At 60.9% G+C, this 19474-nt stretch carries 16 protein-coding genes; 9 read left to right on the top strand and 7 right to left on the bottom strand.

Annotation, left to right across the window (positions count from 1 at the left end; translation table 11 throughout):
• Nucleotides 1-92: 92 nt before the first annotated feature.
• Both PPGU16_RS03530 and PPGU16_RS03525 read right to left on the bottom strand, forming a co-directional pair.
• Nucleotides 93-2408: a DNA translocase FtsK gene (locus PPGU16_RS03530; protein ID WP_180721730.1), complete on the bottom strand. Its 2316-nt coding sequence runs from the start codon at nt 2406-2408 to the stop codon at nt 93-95.
• A gap of 46 nt (nt 2409-2454) precedes the next feature.
• Nucleotides 2455-2724, bottom strand: coding sequence for a hypothetical protein (locus PPGU16_RS03525; protein ID WP_180721729.1), 270 nt, complete (start codon nt 2722-2724; stop codon nt 2455-2457).
• Between the two features lie 157 nt (nt 2725-2881).
• On the opposite strand from PPGU16_RS03525, the gene trxB reads away from it, so the two are divergent.
• The 4 genes from trxB (at nt 2882) to PPGU16_RS03505 (ending at nt 6410) form a co-directional block, all read left to right on the top strand.
• Nucleotides 2882-3883, top strand: coding sequence for a thioredoxin-disulfide reductase (trxB, locus tag PPGU16_RS03520; RefSeq protein ID WP_035986045.1), 1002 nt, complete (start codon nt 2882-2884; stop codon nt 3881-3883).
• Nucleotides 3884-4100: 217 nt separating this feature from the next.
• Entirely contained in the window at nt 4101-4916 is an 816-nt protein-coding gene (locus PPGU16_RS03515; protein WP_180722536.1) for a Smr/MutS family protein, read from the top strand.
• A gap of 15 nt (nt 4917-4931) precedes the next feature.
• Nucleotides 4932-5552, top strand: coding sequence for a trimeric intracellular cation channel family protein (locus PPGU16_RS03510; RefSeq protein ID WP_180721728.1), 621 nt, complete (start codon nt 4932-4934; stop codon nt 5550-5552).
• 75 nt (nt 5553-5627) lie between these two features.
• Nucleotides 5628-6410, top strand: a complete 783-nt coding sequence (locus tag PPGU16_RS03505) for a hypothetical protein (RefSeq protein WP_180721727.1) — start codon at nt 5628-5630, stop codon at nt 6408-6410.
• 100 nt (nt 6411-6510) lie between these two features.
• On the opposite strand, the gene PPGU16_RS03500 is transcribed toward PPGU16_RS03505, so the two are convergent.
• The 4 genes from PPGU16_RS03500 to PPGU16_RS03485 all read right to left on the bottom strand — a co-directional run bounded on the left by PPGU16_RS03500 (nt 6511) and on the right by PPGU16_RS03485 (nt 10939).
• Nucleotides 6511-7626, bottom strand: coding sequence for an ABC transporter ATP-binding protein (locus PPGU16_RS03500; protein ID WP_180721726.1), 1116 nt, complete (start codon nt 7624-7626; stop codon nt 6511-6513).
• Nucleotides 7627-7740: 114 nt separating this feature from the next.
• Nucleotides 7741-8598 carry a carbohydrate ABC transporter permease gene (locus PPGU16_RS03495; RefSeq protein WP_180721725.1) on the bottom strand — a complete coding sequence of 286 codons (858 nt, stop codon included), beginning with the start codon at nt 8596-8598 and terminating at the stop codon, nt 7741-7743.
• Nucleotides 8588-9526 carry a carbohydrate ABC transporter permease gene (locus tag PPGU16_RS03490; RefSeq protein ID WP_054933974.1) on the bottom strand — a complete coding sequence of 313 codons (939 nt, stop codon included), beginning with the start codon at nt 9524-9526 and terminating at the stop codon, nt 8588-8590. The genes PPGU16_RS03495 and PPGU16_RS03490 overlap by 11 nt, the downstream gene beginning before the upstream one ends.
• Before the next feature lie 165 nt (nt 9527-9691).
• Nucleotides 9692-10939: an ABC transporter substrate-binding protein gene (locus tag PPGU16_RS03485; protein ID WP_180721724.1), complete on the bottom strand. Its 1248-nt coding sequence runs from the start codon at nt 10937-10939 to the stop codon at nt 9692-9694.
• 531 nt (nt 10940-11470) lie between these two features.
• Here PPGU16_RS03485 and zwf point away from each other — a divergent pair.
• The 3 genes from zwf to PPGU16_RS03470 all read left to right on the top strand — a co-directional run bounded on the left by zwf (nt 11471) and on the right by PPGU16_RS03470 (nt 15767).
• Nucleotides 11471-12928 carry a glucose-6-phosphate dehydrogenase gene (gene zwf, locus PPGU16_RS03480; protein ID WP_180721723.1) on the top strand — a complete coding sequence of 486 codons (1458 nt, stop codon included), beginning with the start codon at nt 11471-11473 and terminating at the stop codon, nt 12926-12928.
• 237 nt (nt 12929-13165) lie between these two features.
• A complete protein-coding gene (gene pgl / locus PPGU16_RS03475; protein ID WP_180721722.1) occupies nt 13166-13873 on the top strand; it encodes a 6-phosphogluconolactonase in 708 nt (235 codons plus the stop codon).
• Nucleotides 13851-15767, top strand: a complete 1917-nt coding sequence (locus tag PPGU16_RS03470) for a bifunctional transcriptional regulator/glucokinase (protein ID WP_180721721.1) — start codon at nt 13851-13853, stop codon at nt 15765-15767. Before pgl ends, PPGU16_RS03470 begins: the two co-directional genes overlap by 23 nt.
• Nucleotides 15768-15938: 171 nt before the next feature.
• On the opposite strand, the gene PPGU16_RS03465 is transcribed toward PPGU16_RS03470, so the two are convergent.
• Nucleotides 15939-17141, bottom strand: coding sequence for a Bcr/CflA family multidrug efflux MFS transporter (locus PPGU16_RS03465; protein ID WP_180721720.1), 1203 nt, complete (start codon nt 17139-17141; stop codon nt 15939-15941).
• Between the two features lie 193 nt (nt 17142-17334).
• Here PPGU16_RS03465 and PPGU16_RS03460 point away from each other — a divergent pair, with 193 nt between their 5' ends.
• Together PPGU16_RS03460 and hemL are read left to right on the top strand one after the other, a co-directional pair.
• Entirely contained in the window at nt 17335-17964 is a 630-nt protein-coding gene (locus tag PPGU16_RS03460; RefSeq protein WP_180721719.1) for a hypothetical protein, read from the top strand.
• 210 nt (nt 17965-18174) lie between these two features.
• Complete coding sequence (gene hemL, locus PPGU16_RS03455) at nt 18175-19455, top strand: glutamate-1-semialdehyde 2,1-aminomutase (protein ID WP_180721718.1); 1281 nt, start codon at nt 18175-18177, stop codon at nt 19453-19455.
• Nucleotides 19456-19474: the final 19 nt, after the last annotated feature.

Below are 19474 nucleotides of genomic sequence, written 5' to 3'. Positions count from 1 at the left end.
CTTAACCAAACCGAAGCGTGTGAACCAAAACAGCGGCTACGCTCGACGCGTGCCGCTGTCCGTCATCAGTCGCATGAATGAAGCGCCGGAGATCAATCCGTCTCGCGCGCCGGCACCAGAATTTCACGGTTGCCGTTCGACGACATCGGCGACACCAGCCCCGACTGCTCCATCTGTTCGAGCAGACGCGCGGCGCGGTTGTAGCCGATGCGCAGATGCCGCTGCACGAGCGAGATCGACGCGCGGCGATTCTTGACGACGATTTCGACCGCCTGATCGTACAGAGGGTCGGACTCGCCACCGGCCGCGCCGGTTCCCGACGCGTCAGCCGAGCCTTCGTCGCCTTCGCCCGACACGCCGCCTTCGAGCAGCCCTTCGATATAGTTCGGCTCGCCCTGCTCCTTGAGCTTTTCGACGACGCGATGCACTTCGTCGTCGGACACGAACGCGCCGTGTACGCGCACCGGCAAGCCGGAGCCCGGCGGCAGATACAGCATGTCGCCCATGCCGAGCAGCGATTCCGCGCCCTGCTGATCGAGAATGGTGCGCGAGTCGATTTTCGACGACACCTGGAACGCCATCCGCGTCGGCACGTTGGCCTTGATGAGGCCGGTGATGACATCGACGGACGGACGCTGCGTCGCGAGAATCAGATGAATACCCGCCGCACGCGCCTTCTGTGCGATACGCGCGATCAGTTCTTCAACCTTCTTGCCGACGACCATCATCAGGTCAGCCAGCTCGTCGATCACGACGACGATGTGCGGCAGACGCGACAGCGGTTCCGGCTCGTCCGGTGTCAGGCTGAACGGATTCGGAATCTTCTCTTCGCGCTTGGCCGCTTCGTCGATCTTGTTGTTGAAACCCGCGAGATTACGCACGCCGAGCTTGCTCATCAGCTTATAGCGGCGCTCCATTTCGGCGACGGTCCAGTTCAGCGCGTGACCGGCCTGGCGCATATCTGTGACGACCGGACACAGCAAATGCGGAATGCCTTCGTAGACGCTCATTTCGAGCATCTTCGGATCGATCAGGATCATTCGCACCTGATCCGCGCTCGCCTTGTAGAGCAGCGAGAGAATCATCGCGTTGATACCGACCGACTTGCCCGAACCCGTGGTACCCGCGACCAGCAAGTGCGGCATCTTTGCGAGGTCCGCGCACACCGGCTTGCCGCCGATGTCCTTGCCGAGACCCATCGTCAGCGGCGAGCCGGCGTCGGCATACACGGCCGAGCCGAGAATCTCCGACAGCCGCACCGTCTGACGACGCTGGTTCGGCAGTTCGAGCGCCATGAAGTTCTTGCCCGGAATCGTCTCGACGACGCGAATCGAGGTCAGCGACAACGAGCGCGCCAGGTCCTTCGCCAGATTCACGATCTGGCTTCCCTTCACGCCGATAGCGGGTTCGATTTCGTAACGCGTGACCACGGGACCAGGATAAGCCGCAACCACGCTCACATCGACGCCGAAATCCTTCAGCTTCTTCTCAATGAGACGCGAGGTGAATTCAAGCGTATCGGCGGAAATGGTTTCTTGCGATGCAGGCGCGGGGTCGAGCAGCGAAATGGCCGGCAGCGTGGAATCGCCGGGCAAGCTGTCGAAGAGCGGCACCTGACGTTCTTTCTCGACGCGCTCCGATTTCTCCGGCTTCGTCACGGGCGGCACGATCACGACGGGCTCGTGTTCCTCGCTCTTCACGCGGCTCTGTACGACCTTGCCTTCGCGCTTCACGGCCGCCGCTTCGCCGAGCTTGCGGTCGCGGCCCGCTTCGCGGCGCAGCTTGGCCAGCGTGACACCGTTGATGATCGAGTCGCCGACCTTCTCGCACACCGACAGCCACGAGAACCGGAAGTACAGCGACAAGCCGATGCCCAGCGCGATCAGCAGCGCCAGCGTGCCGCCCGTGAAGCCGAGCGCATGCGAGACGCCCTTCGCGACCGCCTCGCCGACCACGCCACCCGGCGCACGCGGCAACTGCACTTTCAGCGACCACATGCGCAGCGCCTCGATGCCGTCGCAGGCGAGCAGCACGAGCACGAACGCGAACACGTCCGCGAGCCAGCTGTGGTCGCGCGGCGCGTCTTCATCGGGTTCTTCGTGATGCGTGATGCGCTTGTAGTTCGCCGAAATGCGGCGCGCGATCAGCACGATCCACCACCAGGCGGACAGGCCGAAGAGCAGAAGGAAAATGTCAGAGGTCCAGGCACCGACACGGCCGGCCCAGTTCGAAATGTGATCGACCTGCGCCGCATGCGTCCAGCTTGGGTCGCGGCGGCTGTAGCTGATCAGCGCCATCACGAGGAAAACGCCGAGCGCCACCTGAAGAATCCAGCGGATTTCGGTGAAAAGGCGCGACATGCGATGAGGCAATGCCTGCGCGTTCGCGGAATAGGGAGCTTTTGCCATTGAGCCTGTTGCGTGTGCGGCCTGCAGCGGTTTCAGGTTCCCGGTCTCACGGCCGGTTCCCGTTGCCCTTCGATTCACCGTCGGGATCAATCCAGGTGCCGACGCGTTGACCCGAATCCTGCCGGCAAGCCGCCTGTCGTTCGTCGGCGACTATTGTAAACGCACTGTTGCGTGCAAGGCTGTAAATGACAGTAACGTCGGCCGAACGGCCAGGAATGTCGTAATTCCCATACGTTTTGGGGCAAAACACGCGCGTTTTCGGCCGGTTTTGGCGCTGAAATGGGGTTAAGCGTTTGGCATGGACTATCGGTTTCATCGTAAAGCTTCATGAAGCAGCCGCCAGCCCTGCCCTTTATAATACGGCGCTGATACCCAACTAACGTGTCAAGCAGGTTTTCCGGCTCGACGCCAGTACCGCCGGTCATGGCAGCCGATCTTTCGCCGCCGACCGACGCTTTTTACGGATTTCGATCATGCCAGCTTCCCCGACCAAACACGCGAAGGTTCTGATTCTCGGTTCCGGCCCTGCCGGCTACACGGCGGCCGTCTACGCGGCGCGCGCCAACCTGTCGCCCGTGCTCGTCACGGGCCTCGCGCAAGGCGGCCAGCTGATGACCACGACGGACGTCGAAAACTGGCCCGCAGACGCCAACGGCGTGCAAGGTCCGGAGCTGATGGCGCGCTTCCTCGAGCACGCCGAGCGCTTCAACACCGAAATCATCTTCGACCACATCCACACGGCCAAGCTCGACGAGAAGCCGATCCGCCTGATCGGCGATTCTGGCGAGTACACGTGCGATTCGCTGATCATCGCGACGGGCGCGTCCGCGCAATATCTCGGCCTGCCGTCGGAAGAACTGTTCATGGGCCGCGGCGTGTCGGCATGCGCGACCTGCGACGGCTTCTTCTACAAGCAGCAACACGTCGCCGTGGTCGGCGGCGGCAATACGGCCGTTGAAGAAGCGCTGTATCTGGCGGGCATCGCGAAGAAGGTCACGGTGATCCACCGCCGCGACAAGTTCCGCGCCGAGCCGATCCTGATCGACCGTCTGCTGGAGAAGGAAAAGGAAGGCGTCGTCGAGATCAAGTGGAACCACACGCTCGACGAAGTGAAGGGCGATGACGGCGGCGTCAACGGTCTGCGCATCAAGGACGTGAAGACGGGCGCCACCACCGATATCGAACTGCAAGGTCTGTTCGTCGCGATCGGCCACAAGCCGAACACGGATATCTTCGAAGGCCAGCTGGAGATGAAGAACGGCTACATCATCACGAATGGCGGTCTGACGGGCAATGCGACGGGCACGAGCGTGCCGGGCGTGTTCGCGGCGGGCGACGTGCAGGATCACGTTTACCGTCAGGCGATCACGAGCGCCGGCACGGGCTGTATGGCGGCGCTGGATGCGCAGCGTTATCTGGAAAGCATCCATGAGTCGATCGGCGAGCGCGCGATGAGCGCCGAAGCCGAGCGTTGATCGTTGTTGACGCGTCCCGGTTTGCCGGGTTGTGTCTTCGGTAGAACGATGGACGCGGATCGGTAGAATAGCGGCAGACATCTGCTTGCCGCGGTTGTTGAGATGGTTGAAGTTCGAAGGGCCGCGGCGGGATGCCGGCGGCCCTTTTTGTTTTTTCTTTGCCCGGCTTGCTGAGGGTGTTTGTCTGTTGTCCGCGTCAAATCAACGTCTGATCGCCATGCCCAAGAATCTGCCCCATCCGAGCGAACCGAAACGGCCGCGTAGTGCGGCGGCTGCGCCTGCTAATGCTGACTCGTCGGCGTTGTCTGGCTCGGGTTCGTCGTTGTCTTCGTCTTCGTCGAAAAAGCCGTTGGTCGACTCCGGTGCCGGGTTGGCTGGGCTTGGTGGTCTGCGCGATGCGTTGAAAGGCGCTTCGCAACGCGCTCAACGTCAGAAAGCCGCGGCGGCGCAAGCATCGCGTGAAGCGGCTGCGGATGCTGATCTGTTTCGGCGTGAAATCGGTGAAGTCGCGCCGCTTGGCGCGAAACCGCGCGCCACCGTGCCTCGTACGCCACCAGCTCCGGTTCCCGTTCAGACGAAACTCGATGAAGAAGCCGTGCTGCATGAGGCAATCTCCGATGAGTTCGATCCTGAAGTCCTGCTCGATACCGATGAGTCGCTTTCCTATTGTCGGCCGGGTGTGAGCCAGGAAATCGTTAAGAAGCTTCGGCGCGGTGCCTGGATTGTCCAGGCGCAGCTTGATTTACATGGGATGCGTCGTGAGGAAGCACGCGAGGCGCTGTCTGAGTTCATTCGTGAATCGAGCAAGCGCGGATTGCGATGCTTGCGGGTGATTCATGGGAAAGGGCTTGGATCGATTGGGAAAGAACCTGTGCTCAAAGGCAAGGTTCGAGCGTGGCTCGTGCAGAAGGAAGAAGTGATCGCATTTTCTCAAGCTCGTGCGCATGATGGTGGCGCAGGTGCCGTGCTGGTGTTGTTGCAGCCTGGGTCGGTTGGTCCCGGGTCCTCCTCTTCGTCGTCCGGCAAAGTCTGAGAAGGCTTTTCAACGATGCATCCTCGTCTCACTCTCGCGCTTGCCATCATGGAAGCGATCGCTATTCTCTCGTACGCCATTTCTGGTCTGGTCGAGGCCCGTACGAAACGGCTTGATGGGGTTGGGACTTTTCTTGTCGCTATGGCGACGGCTTTTGGCGGCGGGACAGTCAGAGATATCTTGCTGGATCGGAGACCGTTCTCCTGGGTCGAGCATCAGTGGTATCCGATCGTGATCTTTGTGCTGTGCTGTTTCGCGCCACTCGTGCTTCGGACTTTTGATCGCGTGATCAATGAACGCGTGCTGCTCGTCACAGATGCTATTGGCTTAGGGCTGTTTAGTATCTCGGGGACGTCCCGTGCGCTCGATGCTCAGATGCCGTGGTTCGTGGCTTCGATGATGGGCGTTGCTACGGGCGTGTTCGGCGGGATTATTCGGGATGTGATTTGTAATGAGGTGCCGCTCATTCTTCGTGATTCGCGGCCCTATGCGACTTGCGCGTTGGTTGGGTGTTGGTTTTATCTGCTGCTGGATTACATAAACTTTGATACGGTCTATAGCGTGTTGATTGCTACGGGGTTTATTCTCGTGGCGCGGTTGGTGACGTTTAAGTTGGATGTCAGATTACCGCACTGAGCCACATCTTCACACGCGGCGCAGTCGACGACCGACCGCAAATCGGCCCAACGTGCAAGTGCGAGGATGACACCCGTGAGCGAATATCGTATTCCACTTAACGTCCGTCCAAAACGAATTCGCGACGGCGAGATAGCGACTGTGCTTTCGAAACGGCTTGTAGAGAAAAGCGACGAAAGAGCAATGGGCGCGAAGCTTGTCTGTAATCGACGCCTATTTGGTGATTGCTATCACACTCTTGCCCCTCGTTTTTTTGACCGCGTAGACGACAAGCGTGGAGTGATGATTGCGAGTTTCGTTTCATCAACAGAAATCTTCCCGGATCTCACCTTCCCTGGCGACATCGATCTCCTCGTAATCCCATATTTCGACGACGAGTTGATCATTTCTGAAACGTTGGCGATTGAGCTGAAAGTAGTGCGAGCCAGCTTTGCAAAGCAAGGTAAGTCGCCCAACGACTTTGGCTTTTCTCAGAGCAAAGCGCTGTTCGACTATGGCTTGCCATACAGCGCGCTGGCCCACTTGATCACGTCCGATACCAGTCCCGAAGAAAACTGGCGAGAAATGTTGGTGACGAGAGTGGTTGACGCAGACGCGGGCATTGTTGAGCCTCCGTGGTCACAGCGCGTTGACATGCTTCCAAGTGATCTGATTGCGAGGAGTTATGGCCGTCTCAAATCCAACTGCGATACGGATTCGTTGGGACTTTTGTCGACTTACGTCACCGACACAGGAATCTGGACATCAGAGGGACGTGCCGCAGCAAGAAATCCTAAGGTGCCAATTGCTGTACTCGACGCGATCGCGCGATTCTACAAATTAAGTTTCCGCAAGTTCTTCGATACTCCAAGGGACTAGCATGTTCTCGCAATAGCTCTATGCTGGCCTAAAAAACAAAAAAGGTCTCGGGCACTACTCCGAGACCTTCTTTTTGCTGCTAAATCGCTAACCGTTGCTATTAAGCAATCCGCTCTTCCGTCTTAGGATCAAACAGAACCGCCTTAGAAACATCAAACATCAGCGCCATGTTTTGATCAGGCAGCGGATTCGAACTCGGGTGAACGCGGCTAACGATGCGCTTCCCATTCACCTGAGCGAACACCAAAGTATCCGGCCCAGTAGGCTCAATCACATCGACCTTAACGTCGATCGCTTGCAGCTTCGCATCGTCGGCATTATGAGCATTACGCGCATCGGTGATACGTTCAGGACGCAGCCCCAGAATCACATCCTGCCCGATATGCGACTTCACTGCGCCATCGAAAGGCAGATTCAGCACCGACCGCTTCACACCCGTATCAAGCTCAAGGCCAACACCCGAGCCTTGCTCAACAACCTTACCTTGAATGAAGTTCATCGGCGGCGCACCGATAAACCCGGCAACGAAGAGGTTAGAAGGCGAATCATAAATCTCTTGCGGCGCCCCAAACTGCTGAACGACACCATCCTTCATGACAGCAATACGATCGCCCAGCGTCATAGCCTCGATCTGATCGTGCGTCACATAAACGATGGTCGTACCCAAACGCTGATGCAGCAGCTTGATTTCCGAGCGCATCTCGATCCGCAGCTTGGCATCGAGGTTCGACAACGGCTCATCGAACAGGAACATCGCCGGATCGCGAGCCAAAGCACGCCCCATCGCCACCCGCTGACGCTGGCCGCCAGACAGCTGCCCCGGCTTCCGATCCAGCAAATGCTCGATCTGCAGCAGTTTCGAAACGCGAGCCACGATCTGATCCTGCTCGCTCTTCGCCACCTTGCGGATATTCAATCCGAAGGAAATATTCTCGCGCACCGTCATCGACGGATACAGCGCATACGACTGAAACACCATCGCGATATCGCGATCTTTCGGCGACAGGTTGTTCACCGTCTTGCCGCCGATCTGAATATCGCCCTTCGTCACGGTCTCGAGACCGGCGATCATGTTGAGCAGCGTCGACTTACCGCAGCCCGAGCCGCCGACGAGAATCAGGAACTGACCGTCTTCGATGTCGATATTGACACCCTTCAGGACAGGCACCCCGTTCGGGTAGGTCTTGTACACGTCACGGATGGAAAGGCTTGCCATGCTGTGAATCCTCTAGTCTCTGTACTGCGGATGCGTCGCTAGCTGGCGACGCGAGCCGAATACCGTTGAGCACCGCCGCTCACGTCAACACGCAAGCAGCGGCCTACACAAAAATTAACCCTTCACCGCGCCCGCCGTCAGGCCGCGCACGAAATAGCGGCCGGCGATCACGTAGACGAGCAGCGTCGGCAGTGCCGCGATGATCGCGCCCGCCATGTCGACGTTGTATTCCTTCACGCCCGTCGACGTGTTCACGAGGTTGTTCAGCGCCACGGTGATCGGCATCGAATCGACGCCGGAGAACACGATACCGAACAGGAAGTCATTCCAGATCTGCGTGAATTGCCAGATCAGGCACACCATGAAAATCGGCAGCGAGATCGGCATCATGATCTTCGTGAAGATCATGAAGAAGCCGGCGCCGTCGATACGCGCCGCCTTCACCAGTTCAGCCGGCACGCTCACGTAGAAGTTACGGAAGAACATCGTCGTGAACGCGATACCGTAGACCACGTGCACCAGCACCAGCCCGCCAATCGTGTTCGACAGGCCGAAGTAGCCTTGCACACGCGCCATCGGCAGCAGGATGGCCTGGAACGGAATGAAGCAGCCGACCAGCAGCATCGTGAAGAACGCATCCGCGCCACGGAAGCGCCAGTGCGTCAGCACATAACCGTTGAACGCGCCGATGATCGACGACAGCAGCACGGCCGGGATCACCATCTTCACCGAATTGAAGAAGAAAGGTTGCATGCCTTCGCAGCGCACGCCCGTACACGCTTCGCTCCACGCCTTGATCCACGGCGCGAAGGTCCAATGCGTCGGCGGCGTCAGCAGGTTGCCGCTGCGCAGCTGGTCGATGTCCTTGAACGACGTCGACAGCATCACGTACAGCGGGAACAGGAAGTACAACGCAAACAGAATCAGCGCCGCGTAGATGACAGCACGGCTGAAATTCATCTTAGGCTGCATTGCGCGTGCTCCTCGATTCGAGATACATCAGCGGCACGAGCACGGCCACGACGGTTGCGAGCATCATCATCGACGATGCAGCGCCGACGCCCAGTTGCCCACGGTTGAACGAAAACGTGTACATGAACATCGCGGGCAGCGACGACGATGTGCCCGGACCGCCCGCCGTCAATGCGACGACGAGGTCGAAGGTCTTGATCGTGATGTGGCAGAGAATCAGCAGCACCGAGAAGAACACCGGACGCATGCTCGGAATCACGATCTTGCGGTAGATAGTGGGCAGCGTCGCGCCGTCCACTTGCGCAGCCTTGAAGATTTCGCTGTCCACGCCGCGCAAACCGGCGAGGAACAGTGCCATCACGAAGCCTGTGGATTGCCACACCGCTGCAATCACGACGCAGAAAATCGCCTTGTCGGGATCGCCCAGCCAGCCGAACGAGAAACTCGTCCAGCCCCAGTCGTTCAGCACTTTCTGGAAGCCGAGGTCGGGGTTCAGAATCCATTGCCACGCCGTGCCCGTCACGATGAACGACAGCGCCATCGGATACAGGAACACCGCGCGCAAGGCGCCTTCATTGCGAATCTTCTGGTCGAGCAGGATCGCGAGGAACAGGCCCAGGCCGACGCAGATCGCGATAAACGGAATGCCGAACCAGCCAAGGTTCGCCGCCGACGTCCACCAGACGTCGTTATCGAACAGTTCGACGTACCGGTCGAAACCGGCGAAATCGTAACGAGGCATCAATCGCGACGTCGACAGCGACAGATAACCCGTGATGAGAATGAAACCGTAGACAAAGACAAGGCTGATCACAATGCTGGGAGACAACACCAGCTTCGGCATCCAGCGGTCGGCCAATGCCGCCATCGGCGACACGCGTGCTGTTGACGCCGTGCCTTTTGCGTTTCCGCTAATAGAAGCAGTCACAACTTGACTCCTGGAACTGTGCCGTCAGGCATCAGGGGAAGACACCGGAACGGCAGAGGCGCGGTGATGCATTGCACCATGCATCGCACCATCGTCGTCCGGCGCGCATGGATCATTCAAGGCCATGCGCGCCGGGCGTTCTGCTACAACTGTGCTACGACTGCCTTACTTGGTCTTCGCAGCCTTCGCGAGTGCAGCAACGGCCGTCTTGGAGTCCTGATTCGAGTTCATGAACTTCGTCACGACGTCCGAGATTGCGCCTGCTGCTGCGTCCGGCTGAGCCATGCCGTGGGCCAGCGATGGCACATAGCCGCCCGACTTGATGGCCGTCTGTTCATCAGCGTAGGACTTCTTCGCGCAGTCGTCGAATTTATCCATCGACACACCCAGGCGAACCGGGATAGAACCCTTGTACAGGCTGAACTGCTCCTGGAAGTCCGGGCTCATGATGGTCTTCGCAAGCGCGAGCTGACCGGCCGTTGCAGCCTTCTGGCCCTTCTGCTGGAAGAACACGAACGAGTCGACGTTGAACGTGTAGGACTTCTCCGTGCCCGGAACCGCTGCGCAGATGTAGTCCGAACCGGACTTCTTGTTCGCGTTCGCGAACTCGCCCTTCGCCCAGTCACCCATGAACTGCATGCCGGCCTTGCCGTTGATGACCATCGCCGTTGCCAGGTTCCAGTCGCGGCCCGTGCGGCCGCTGTCGAAGTAACCCTGGATCTTGCGGACCGTGTCGAACACCTGGACCATCTTGTCCGAGGTCAGCGTCTTCTGGTCGAGGTCGACCAGCGCCTTCTTGTAGAAGTCCGCGCCTTCCGACAGCACGACGTCTTCCCACAGCGTCAGGTCTTGCCACGGCTGACCGCCCATCGCGATCGGCTGGATGCCGGCGGCCTTCATCTTGTCGGCGACAGCGAAGAACTCAGTCCACGTGGTCGGCACCTTGCCGCCCGCCTTGTCGAGCGCTGCCTTGTTGATGTACAGCCAGTTGACGCGGTGCACCGAGAACGGCGCAGCGACGTAGTGGCCGTCGGCGTGGATGATCTTGTCGATTTCGGGCGGCAGGTTCTTCTTCCAGTCACCCGCGACGGAGTCGATGTTCACCAGCACGCCTTGCGACGCCCAGTCCTGGATCAGCGGACCCTTGATCTGAGCCGCGCTCGGCGCGTTGCCCGAGATCACCTGGGTCTTCAGTGCCGTCATGGCCGCTGCGCCCGCACCGCCTGCCACCGCGAAGTCCTTCCACGTGTATCCCTGCTTCTGCAGGTCGTCCTTCAGCACGCCGACAGCCTTCGATTCGCCGCCCGAGGTCCACCAGTGCAGCACTTCAACCGATTCGGCCGCCTGTGCCGTGGCGACGCCACACATCAGACCTGCGGCGCACAGGGCGCCCATGATCGCACGGAATTTCATTGCTTATCTCCTCCAGACACCTGAACTAAAAACGAGTGGCCCCTGATGTCACCAGGGTGTGATGGTTGGTCAAACAGGCAATGCGCTGGACGGTCGAGCGTCGGACAGGCACATGTTGGTGTGTGTTGTGCCGGCGAGCCGAGGTTCGGCCGCGTGACGCTCAAGAGATGAGTGATTTGCGATGCAAGAACTGTCTCCTCTTTTGATTTTTGCCTGCTCCGCCTTCTGACTGCGGCGCGTTGCAGACTCGAGGTGGTCCGCGCACGTCATTCAATGAAAACGCCCGTCTCCGTCATGCTGCGCCGCGCTCAAAGGGCACTCTGGCGCATGCCGGAACGCGTTGTCCGTTAACATGCAGGGAAGCTACGTGCACCCGCGAAAAGGCGCTTGTTCACAAGCCCCGCACGCTTTTTTCATCGAATTCACGTTACCTCTTGATTTGGATTGTAGTTAAACTACAATTCAGTGTCAAAAAATATTTTATCGGACTACGGGCGCCTTACAGGCCCATCGGATATCCCACGGAGACGCATGCAAACCGACTCTAGCTTCACCTTCGTTCTCTTCGGCGGAACTGGCGATCTGTCGATGCGCAAGATTCTCCCGGCTCTGTATGAAGCGCACCGTGCAGGCATGCTCGCGGCGAGCGGCAAGATCGTTGCCGTCGCGCGTCATGAGGAAGACCGTGCGGGTTATCTGCAATGGGTCAATGAGCACGTGAAGGCGCATGTCGCGAAGAGCGGCATCGATGAAAACGCGTGGGCGAGCTTTATCGACCGCATCGAGTATGTGAAGCTCGATCTCGGCAAGGCCGAAGACTTCGTGAAGCTGCGTGATGCGCTGCAGGATCAATCCGGTACGCGCGTGTTCTATCTGGCCACGGGCCCGTCGCTGTTCGTTCCCATATGCCATGCGCTCGCGTCCGTCGGCTTGAACGAAAACGCGCGCATCGTGCTGGAAAAGCCGCTTGGCTACGATCTGCGTTCGTCGAACGCGATCAACGACGCCGTCGGCGAGATCTTCGCCGAAGAACAGATCTACCGTATCGACCACTATCTCGGCAAAGAGCCCGTGCAGAACCTGCTGGCGCTGCGCTTCGGCAATGCGCTATTCGAGCCGCTGTGGCGCCGCGAGTGGGTCGAGAGCATCCAGATCACGATCGCGGAAGAACTCGGCGTCGAAGCGCGCGGCGACTTCTACGACAACACGGGCGCGTTGCGCGACATGGTGCAGAACCATTTGCTGCAACTGCTTTCGATCGTCGCGATGGAACCGCCGCATTCGATGGACTCCGATTCCGTCCGCGATGAAAAGCTGCGCGTGCTGCGCGCATTGAAACCGATCGATCCGCGCGATATCAGCAAGGTCGCCGTGCGTGGCCAGTATCACGCGGGTGTCATTCGCGGCACGTCCGTGCCTGCGTATGCGACGGAACATGGCGTGAAGACCGACAGCGCGACGGAAACGTTCGTCGCGCTGAAGGTCGAGATCGAGAACTGGCGCTGGGCGGGCGTGCCGTTCTTCCTGCGCACGGGCAAGCGCCTGGCCGATCGCGTCGCGGAGATCGTCGTCAACTTCCGTGCGGTGCCGCATTCCGCGCTCGGCGCGTCGGCGTTGCGCGCAGGCGCGAACCGTCTCGTGATCCGCCTGCAACCGAACGAAACGATTCGCCTCTATTGCCTCGCGAAGAAGCCGGGCGAAGGGATGAACCTGTCGAGCGTCCACCTCGATCTCGCCTTCGATCAGTTCTTCAAGGAAGGCCAGATGGAGGCATATCAGCGTCTGCTGCTCGACGTGATCAATGGCCGCCTTGCCCTCTTCGTGCGTCGCGACGAGCAGGAAGCGGCATGGAAGTGGGTCGAACCGATCCTCAACGAATGGGCCGCGTCGGGCAAGCCGAAGCCTTATGCGGCGGGCACGTGGGGCCCGGCCGCAGCGAGCGCGATGCTCGCGCAGCACGGTACCTGCTGGCTCGAAGAAGAGAATTGAACCGACGCGGATAGGCGTTTGAGCGGCGCGTTTTGTTTTGTCCTGCGATGATCGATGTCTGGCTCGCAGCGCGCCGTATGAAGTACCGGTTGAACACAGCATGAATCGCCGCACCGGACCTGGATCGCAAAGGCCTGGTAGCGGCAGCAGCGGGACATGTCGACCTCGGTTTTTATCGAGAACCGTCGTCGCCCCGCAGCAATTCAGATCAAACAAAGAAAGCAGCATGGAGGAGAAGTGATCGAGCTTCACGCTTTCGACGACCCGCGCGCCCAATCCGACGCGCTGGCGAAGGCGGTCGGCGACGCGTTACATGCGTCGCTCGCCGCCCGTGCGAGCGCGACCCGCGCCCGCGCGACGACGCTTGCCGTGTCCGGCGGCACGAGTCCGCGTCCGTTTCTGCAAACCCTGTCCACGCAGCCGTTCGACTGGAAGCGCATCGCGGTGACGCTCGTCGACGACCGCTGGGTACCCGAGACCGACAACGCCAGCAACGCGCGCCTCGCGCGCGAAACGTTGCTGCAGCATGCCGCGCGCGACGCAGCCTTCCTTCCGCTCGTGGATACGACGCAATCGCTCGATGCCTACGTTGCCGCGCTGAATGGCGAAGTCGCGAGCGGCGATCGTCAGTTGCCCGATATCGCCGTGCTCGGCATGGGCGAAGACGGCCACACAGCATCGATTTTTGCGGACGCGCCCGAGTGGGACCACGCGATCTCGACGGCCGAGCCGTTCGTCGCCGTGCATCCCGGCGCCGCACCGCATGCGCGCGTGAGCTGGTCGATGTCCGCCTTGAAGAAGATCGACCGGTTGTTCCTGCTGATTGCCGGTCAGAAAAAGCTCGACGTGCTCAACGCCGCCGCAGCCGCCCAACAAAAAAATGCCATCTCGACGTTGGCGAACGACAAGGGAGTGAGACTCGATGTCTACTGGTGTGCAAACTAAGACTGTCCCCGGCGCGGGGCAGCACGCCGACGGACCGAGGCTGCTTGCCGACATCGGCGGCACCAATGCGCGCTTTGCGCTTGAGACGGGTCCCGGCGAAATCACGCAGGTTCTGGTTTATCCCTGCGCGGAATATCCGGGTGTTGCAGAGGTCATCAAGAAGTATCTGAAGGACAGCAAGATCGGCCGCGTGAATCATGCGGCGATTGCGATCGCGAACCCGGTCGATGGCGATCAGGTGAGCATGACCAATCACGACTGGACGTTCTCGATCGAAGCGACGCGCCGTGCGCTGGGCTTCGATACGCTGCTGGTCGTCAACGATTTCACCGCGCTGGCGATGGCGCTGCCGGGTCTCACCGATGCGCAGCGCGTGCAGGTGGGCGGCGGCTCGCGCCGGCAGAACAGCGTGATCGGCTTGCTCGGCCCGGGCACGGGCATGGGCGTGTCGGGTTTGATTCCCGCTGACGACCGCTGGATCGCGCTCGGCAGCGAAGGCGGCCACGCGACGTTCGCGCCGATGGACGAACGCGAAGACCTGGTCTTGCAGTACGCGCGCAAGAAGTGGTCGCATGTGTCGTTCGAACGTGTGGCGGCGGGCCCCGGCATCGAAGTGATCTATCGCGCGCTGGCTCAGCGCGACAAGAAGCGCGTGCCCGCGACGCTCGAAGTATCGGAGATCGTCAAGAAAGGTCTTGATGGCGACGCACTCGCGGCCGAAACGATCGATGTGTTCTGCGGCATTCTCGGCACCTTCGCGGGCAATATCGCGGTGACGCTTGGCGCGCTGGGCGGCATCTATATCGGCGGCGGCGTCGTGCCGCGGTTGGGCGAGGTGTTCGCACGCTCGTCGTTCCGTCAGCGCTTCGAGGCGAAGGGCCGCTTCGAGGCGTATCTGAAGAACGTGCCGACTTATGTGATTACGGCGGAGTATCCGGCGTTTCTCGGTGTGTCGGCGATTCTCGCGGAGCAGTTGTCGAATCGCGCGGGCGGCAGTTCGTCGGCGGTGTTCGAACGCATTCGACAGATGCGCGATGCGCTGACGCCCGCCGAGCGGCGTGTCGCGGATCTCGCGTTGAATCATCCGCGTTCGATCATCAACGATCCGATCGTCGATATCGCGCGCAAGGCCGACGTGAGCCAGCCGACGGTGATCCGCTTCTGCCGTTCACTGGGCTGCCAGGGCTTGTCGGATTTCAAGCTGAAGCTCGCGACGGGTTTGACGGGCACGATTCCCGTCTCGCACAGCCAGGTTCATCTTGGCGATACGGCGACGGATTTCGGCGCGAAGGTGCTGGACAACACGGTGTCGGCGATTTTGCAGTTGCGCGAGCATTTGAATTTCGAGCACGTCGAGGCGGCGATCGATTTGCTGAACAGCGCGCGGCGCATCGAGTTCTATGGTCTCGGCAATTCGAACATCGTCGCGCAGGATGCGCATTACAAGTTCTTCCGGTTCGGCATTCCGACTATTGCCTACGGCGATCTGTATATGCAGGCGGCGTCGGCTGCATTGCTCGGTAAGGGTGATGTGATTGTCGCTGTGTCGAAGTCCGGGCGTGCGCCGGAGTTGCTGCGCGTGCTGGAAGTGGCGATGCAGGCGGGCGCCAAGGTGATCGCGATTACGTCGAGCAATACGCCGCTGGCGAAGCGCGCGACTGTGGCGCTGGAGACCGATCATATCGAGATTCGCGAGTCGCAACTGTCGATGATTTCTCGCGTTCTGCATTTGTTGATGATCGATATTCTTGCGGTGGGGGTGGCGATTCGGCGGGCTGCGCCGGCTTCTGAGGTCAGCGCTGCTGTGACGAAGGCCCGCAAGGGCTCGGATGAGGATACGTCGGCTGTGCTCGACTGGCTGAGTCATGGGGCGGCTGCGTCGCCGCGGGATTGAGGTTTCTTTTATGCCTGCGGCGTTTGGTTGGTTTTTTTGCCTCTTTGCTGGCATCCGCGTTATGGCTTTGGTCTGCTAGCGTCGCCCCTGTGCGGGGCAACGCTTGCAAACCAGAAACAAAACGCGGATGCCAGCGCAAACACGAGCAAACCAAAACCAACGCCTGCGCCGCTAAACCCGCGAATGCCACCGCAAAACCAACCCCCTCCCAACAAAGCATAGCGTACCCGCCACAGCAATCGTGACCCCCATCCCTTGCGGCGACCCGTCATGCCAAAGCCCAACGGCAAAACTAGACAAAGCCCCAAGCGCAAGCTGCATAGCCCCAAACACAGCCGCCGCCGCGCCGGCATTACGCGGATAGCGATGCATGAGATCCGTCGTGCAATTAGCCGACAGCACCCCAACCACGCCCACTACGAAAAACAGCCCGGCGACAATAGACCACAACCCGCCCCACCCCGTCAGACACATCAACGCAACGAACAACGACGCAACGAAGCTGATAGTCGCAGCAGCGGAAATGACAGGCAGCGGCCCAGTCCGCCCAACCACGCGCGTGTTGATGAAATTCCCGAGCATGATGCCGACGATGTTCAGCCCGAACAGAAACCCATAATGCTGCGCGGACACATGAAAGTACTCGATATACACGAACGGCGTAGCGGTGATGTAAGCGAACATCGACGCGAACGCCATGCCGCCGCACAGCATGTGCCCCCACGTAACGGGGTCTTTCAGCAACGTGCCGTACGCGGCAAATGATTGCAGCACCGCGCCGTGTGCGCGCTTCTCGCGAGGCCACGTCTCGGGAACACGCAAGAACGCAGTAACGGCGCAGACCGCGCCAAAAATCGTCAGCGCGATGAAGACGACACGCCAGCCGCCGAGCAGCAACAACTGCCCGCCAATCAAAGGCGCAAGCAACGGCCCGATCGACGTGACGATAGCGAGCATCGACAGAACGCGCGCCGCGTCGCTCGGCCCATGCGCATCGCGTGCAATCGCCCGCGCCAGCACCGATGCCGCGCCCGCGCCAAGCGCCTGCAAGAAGCGAAACGTGATGAGCGCACCGATCGACGGCGACAACGCGCAGGCAATCGTCGCAATCGTGTACATGATGATGCCGCCGAGCAGCACAGGACGGCGCCCGTAAGCATCGGACATCGGACCATATAGCAGCATGCCGATCGAAAACCCGAGCATGAAGCTGGTCAGCGTGCTCTGCGCTGCGCCGACGCTGACGCTGAACGCCTGCGTAATCGACGGCAGGCTGGGCAGGTACATATCGATTGAAATCGGCCCGCACGCGGCAAGCGCGCCGAGCAGCAGAATCAGCCGGGCATCCGGCCGGGATCTGACGTCCTGAGACATGGAATTCCATTGAGAAGCAGCGCGCGAAGACCGGCCGATGCTGGGCCCAGCGGACCGTGCCGCGCTGCGGATACGGCCCCCGATTGTACCCGACGCCCGCAATCGCCCTGCCCGATGTCACCCCTCGCCGTGCTTTCCTCGCCTTATCGGTTAAGCTGGCCGTCCGTTCTTTCGATACCGATTGCCGACCCAGATGACTGCCTTTCTGCTGATCTGGAGCCCGAAGAAGTGGCCATGGCCCGAGTTGCCGGACGTCGCCAAACGCGTCGCGGCCGGCGAAGCCGTCGCCGATGTCTGGGGCTGCGGCTTCTCGCGCAGCATCCTGCCGGGCGACCGCGTGTTCATTCATCGCGTGACGCTGGAGCCGAAGGGCGTATTCGCGTCGGGCTACGTGACGCGCGCGCCGTACGAAGTGCCCGACGCGACCAAAAAGCGCGGTTACCGGCTGTGCGTCGATTTCGTCTACGACTATCTGGTCGACGCCCATCATGAAGTCGTGATCACGCGCGACGAACTGCGCAAGCATCCGTTCTCCGTGCAGACATGGGATGCCCAAACCTCCGGCATCTCCATCAAGCCGATGGCCGAAGGCGCGCTCGAAAAGCTGTGGATCGAACGCACCGGCAAGCGCGCGCGGCCCGTTGTCGCGCCGCATGCGGACGCACCCGCCAAATCGACCAAAGAGCAAGCTTCGCAAGCATGGAGCGCCGCGAACAAGGCCGCTGCCGGCAAGCGCGCGGCGCGGGTCGCGATGTACTTCAGTTCGCCCAAACGCCCGAATAGCCCACCCGGCGACGGCGAAGGCAATAGCGGCGACACCTGAGCGCAACCGTCGGCGCGTCGCCGCCCCGGCGCGGCTCGCGGCCGACTCCACACGACTCCGGTACAATTTCACGAGGTCATTCTCAGGCTCGTGCAAACGCTGCGCCGTTTCGTGGCGAGCGCTTGCACCGCATCGATACCGCCCTTGTACTGCATTCGCGCCGTCACAGCCGTTCGACGCGCGAGCCCAACCCAAGCAGGTCCAACGCTCATGTCCAGCAATCAAGAACTCTTCGACCGCGCCCAGAAAACCATTCCGGGCGGCGTCAACTCGCCCGTGCGCGCCTTCCGTTCGGTCGGCGGCACGCCGCGTTTCATCGAGCGCGCGCAAGGCGCGTACTTCTGGGACGCCGAGGGCAAGCGCTATATCGACTACATCGGCTCCTGGGGACCGATGATCGTCGGCCATGTGCATCCCGAAGTGCTGGAGGCCGTGCAGCGCGTGCTGGCGAACGGCTTCTCGTTCGGCGCGCCGACTGAAGCCGAGATCGAGATTGCCGAGGAAATCTGCAAGCTGGTGCCTTCGATGGAACAGGTGCGGATGGTGTCGAGCGGCACGGAAGCGACGATGAGCGCGCTGCGCCTGGCGCGCGGCTTCACGAATCGCAGCCGCATCGTCAAGTTCGAGGGTTGCTATCACGGTCACGCGGACAGCCTGCTCGTGAAGGCGGGCTCGGGCCTGCTGACGTTCGGCAACCCGACCTCGGCTGGCGTGCCCGTCGATATCGCCAAGCACACCACGGTGCTCGAATACAACAACGTCGCCGCGCTCGAAGAAGCGTTCAAGGCATTCGGCAACGAGATCGCTTCCGTGATCGTCGAGCCGGTGGCGGGCAACATGAACCTCGTGCGCGCAACGCCGGAATTCCTCGGCGCGCTGCGGCGCGTGTGTACCGAATACGGCGCCGTGCTGATCTTCGACGAAGTGATGTGCGGCTTCCGTGTCGCGCTGGGCGGCGCGCAAGAGCTGTATGGCATCACGCCGGATCTCACTTGCCTCGGCAAGGTGATCGGCGGCGGCATGCCGGCGGCGGCCTTCGGCGGACGGCGCGACATCATGGCTCATCTCGCGCCGCTGGGCGGCGTGTATCAGGCGGGCACGCTGTCGGGCAATCCGATCGCGGTCGCGGCTGGCCTCAAGACGCTGCAACTGATCCAGGCGCCGGGTTTCTACGATGCGCTGTCGCGTCAGACCACCCGCCTCGTGCAAGGTCTCACGGAAGCCGCGCGCGAAGCGAAAGTGCCGTTCGCGGCGGATTCCGTAGGCGGCATGTTCGGCCTGTACTTCTCGGAATCGGTGCCGGGCAGCTTCGCGGAAATCTCGCGCTGCGACGTGCCGCGCTTCAACACGTTCTTCCACAAGATGCTGGATGCGGGCGTGTACTTCGCGCCGTCGGCGTACGAAGCCGGCTTCGTGTCGAGCGCGCACGACGACGCGATCGTCGACGCCACCATCGAAGCCGCGCGCGGCGCATTCAAGTCGCTCGCCTGATCCACCACGACGAAACACT

It is taken from the genome of Paraburkholderia largidicola (genome assembly GCF_013426895.1).
GTDB classification, from domain to species: Bacteria; Pseudomonadota; Gammaproteobacteria; order Burkholderiales; family Burkholderiaceae; genus Paraburkholderia; species Paraburkholderia largidicola.
The sequence above is the reverse complement of the archived record's forward strand: the minus strand, read 5'-3'. Positions and strand labels throughout refer to the sequence as shown.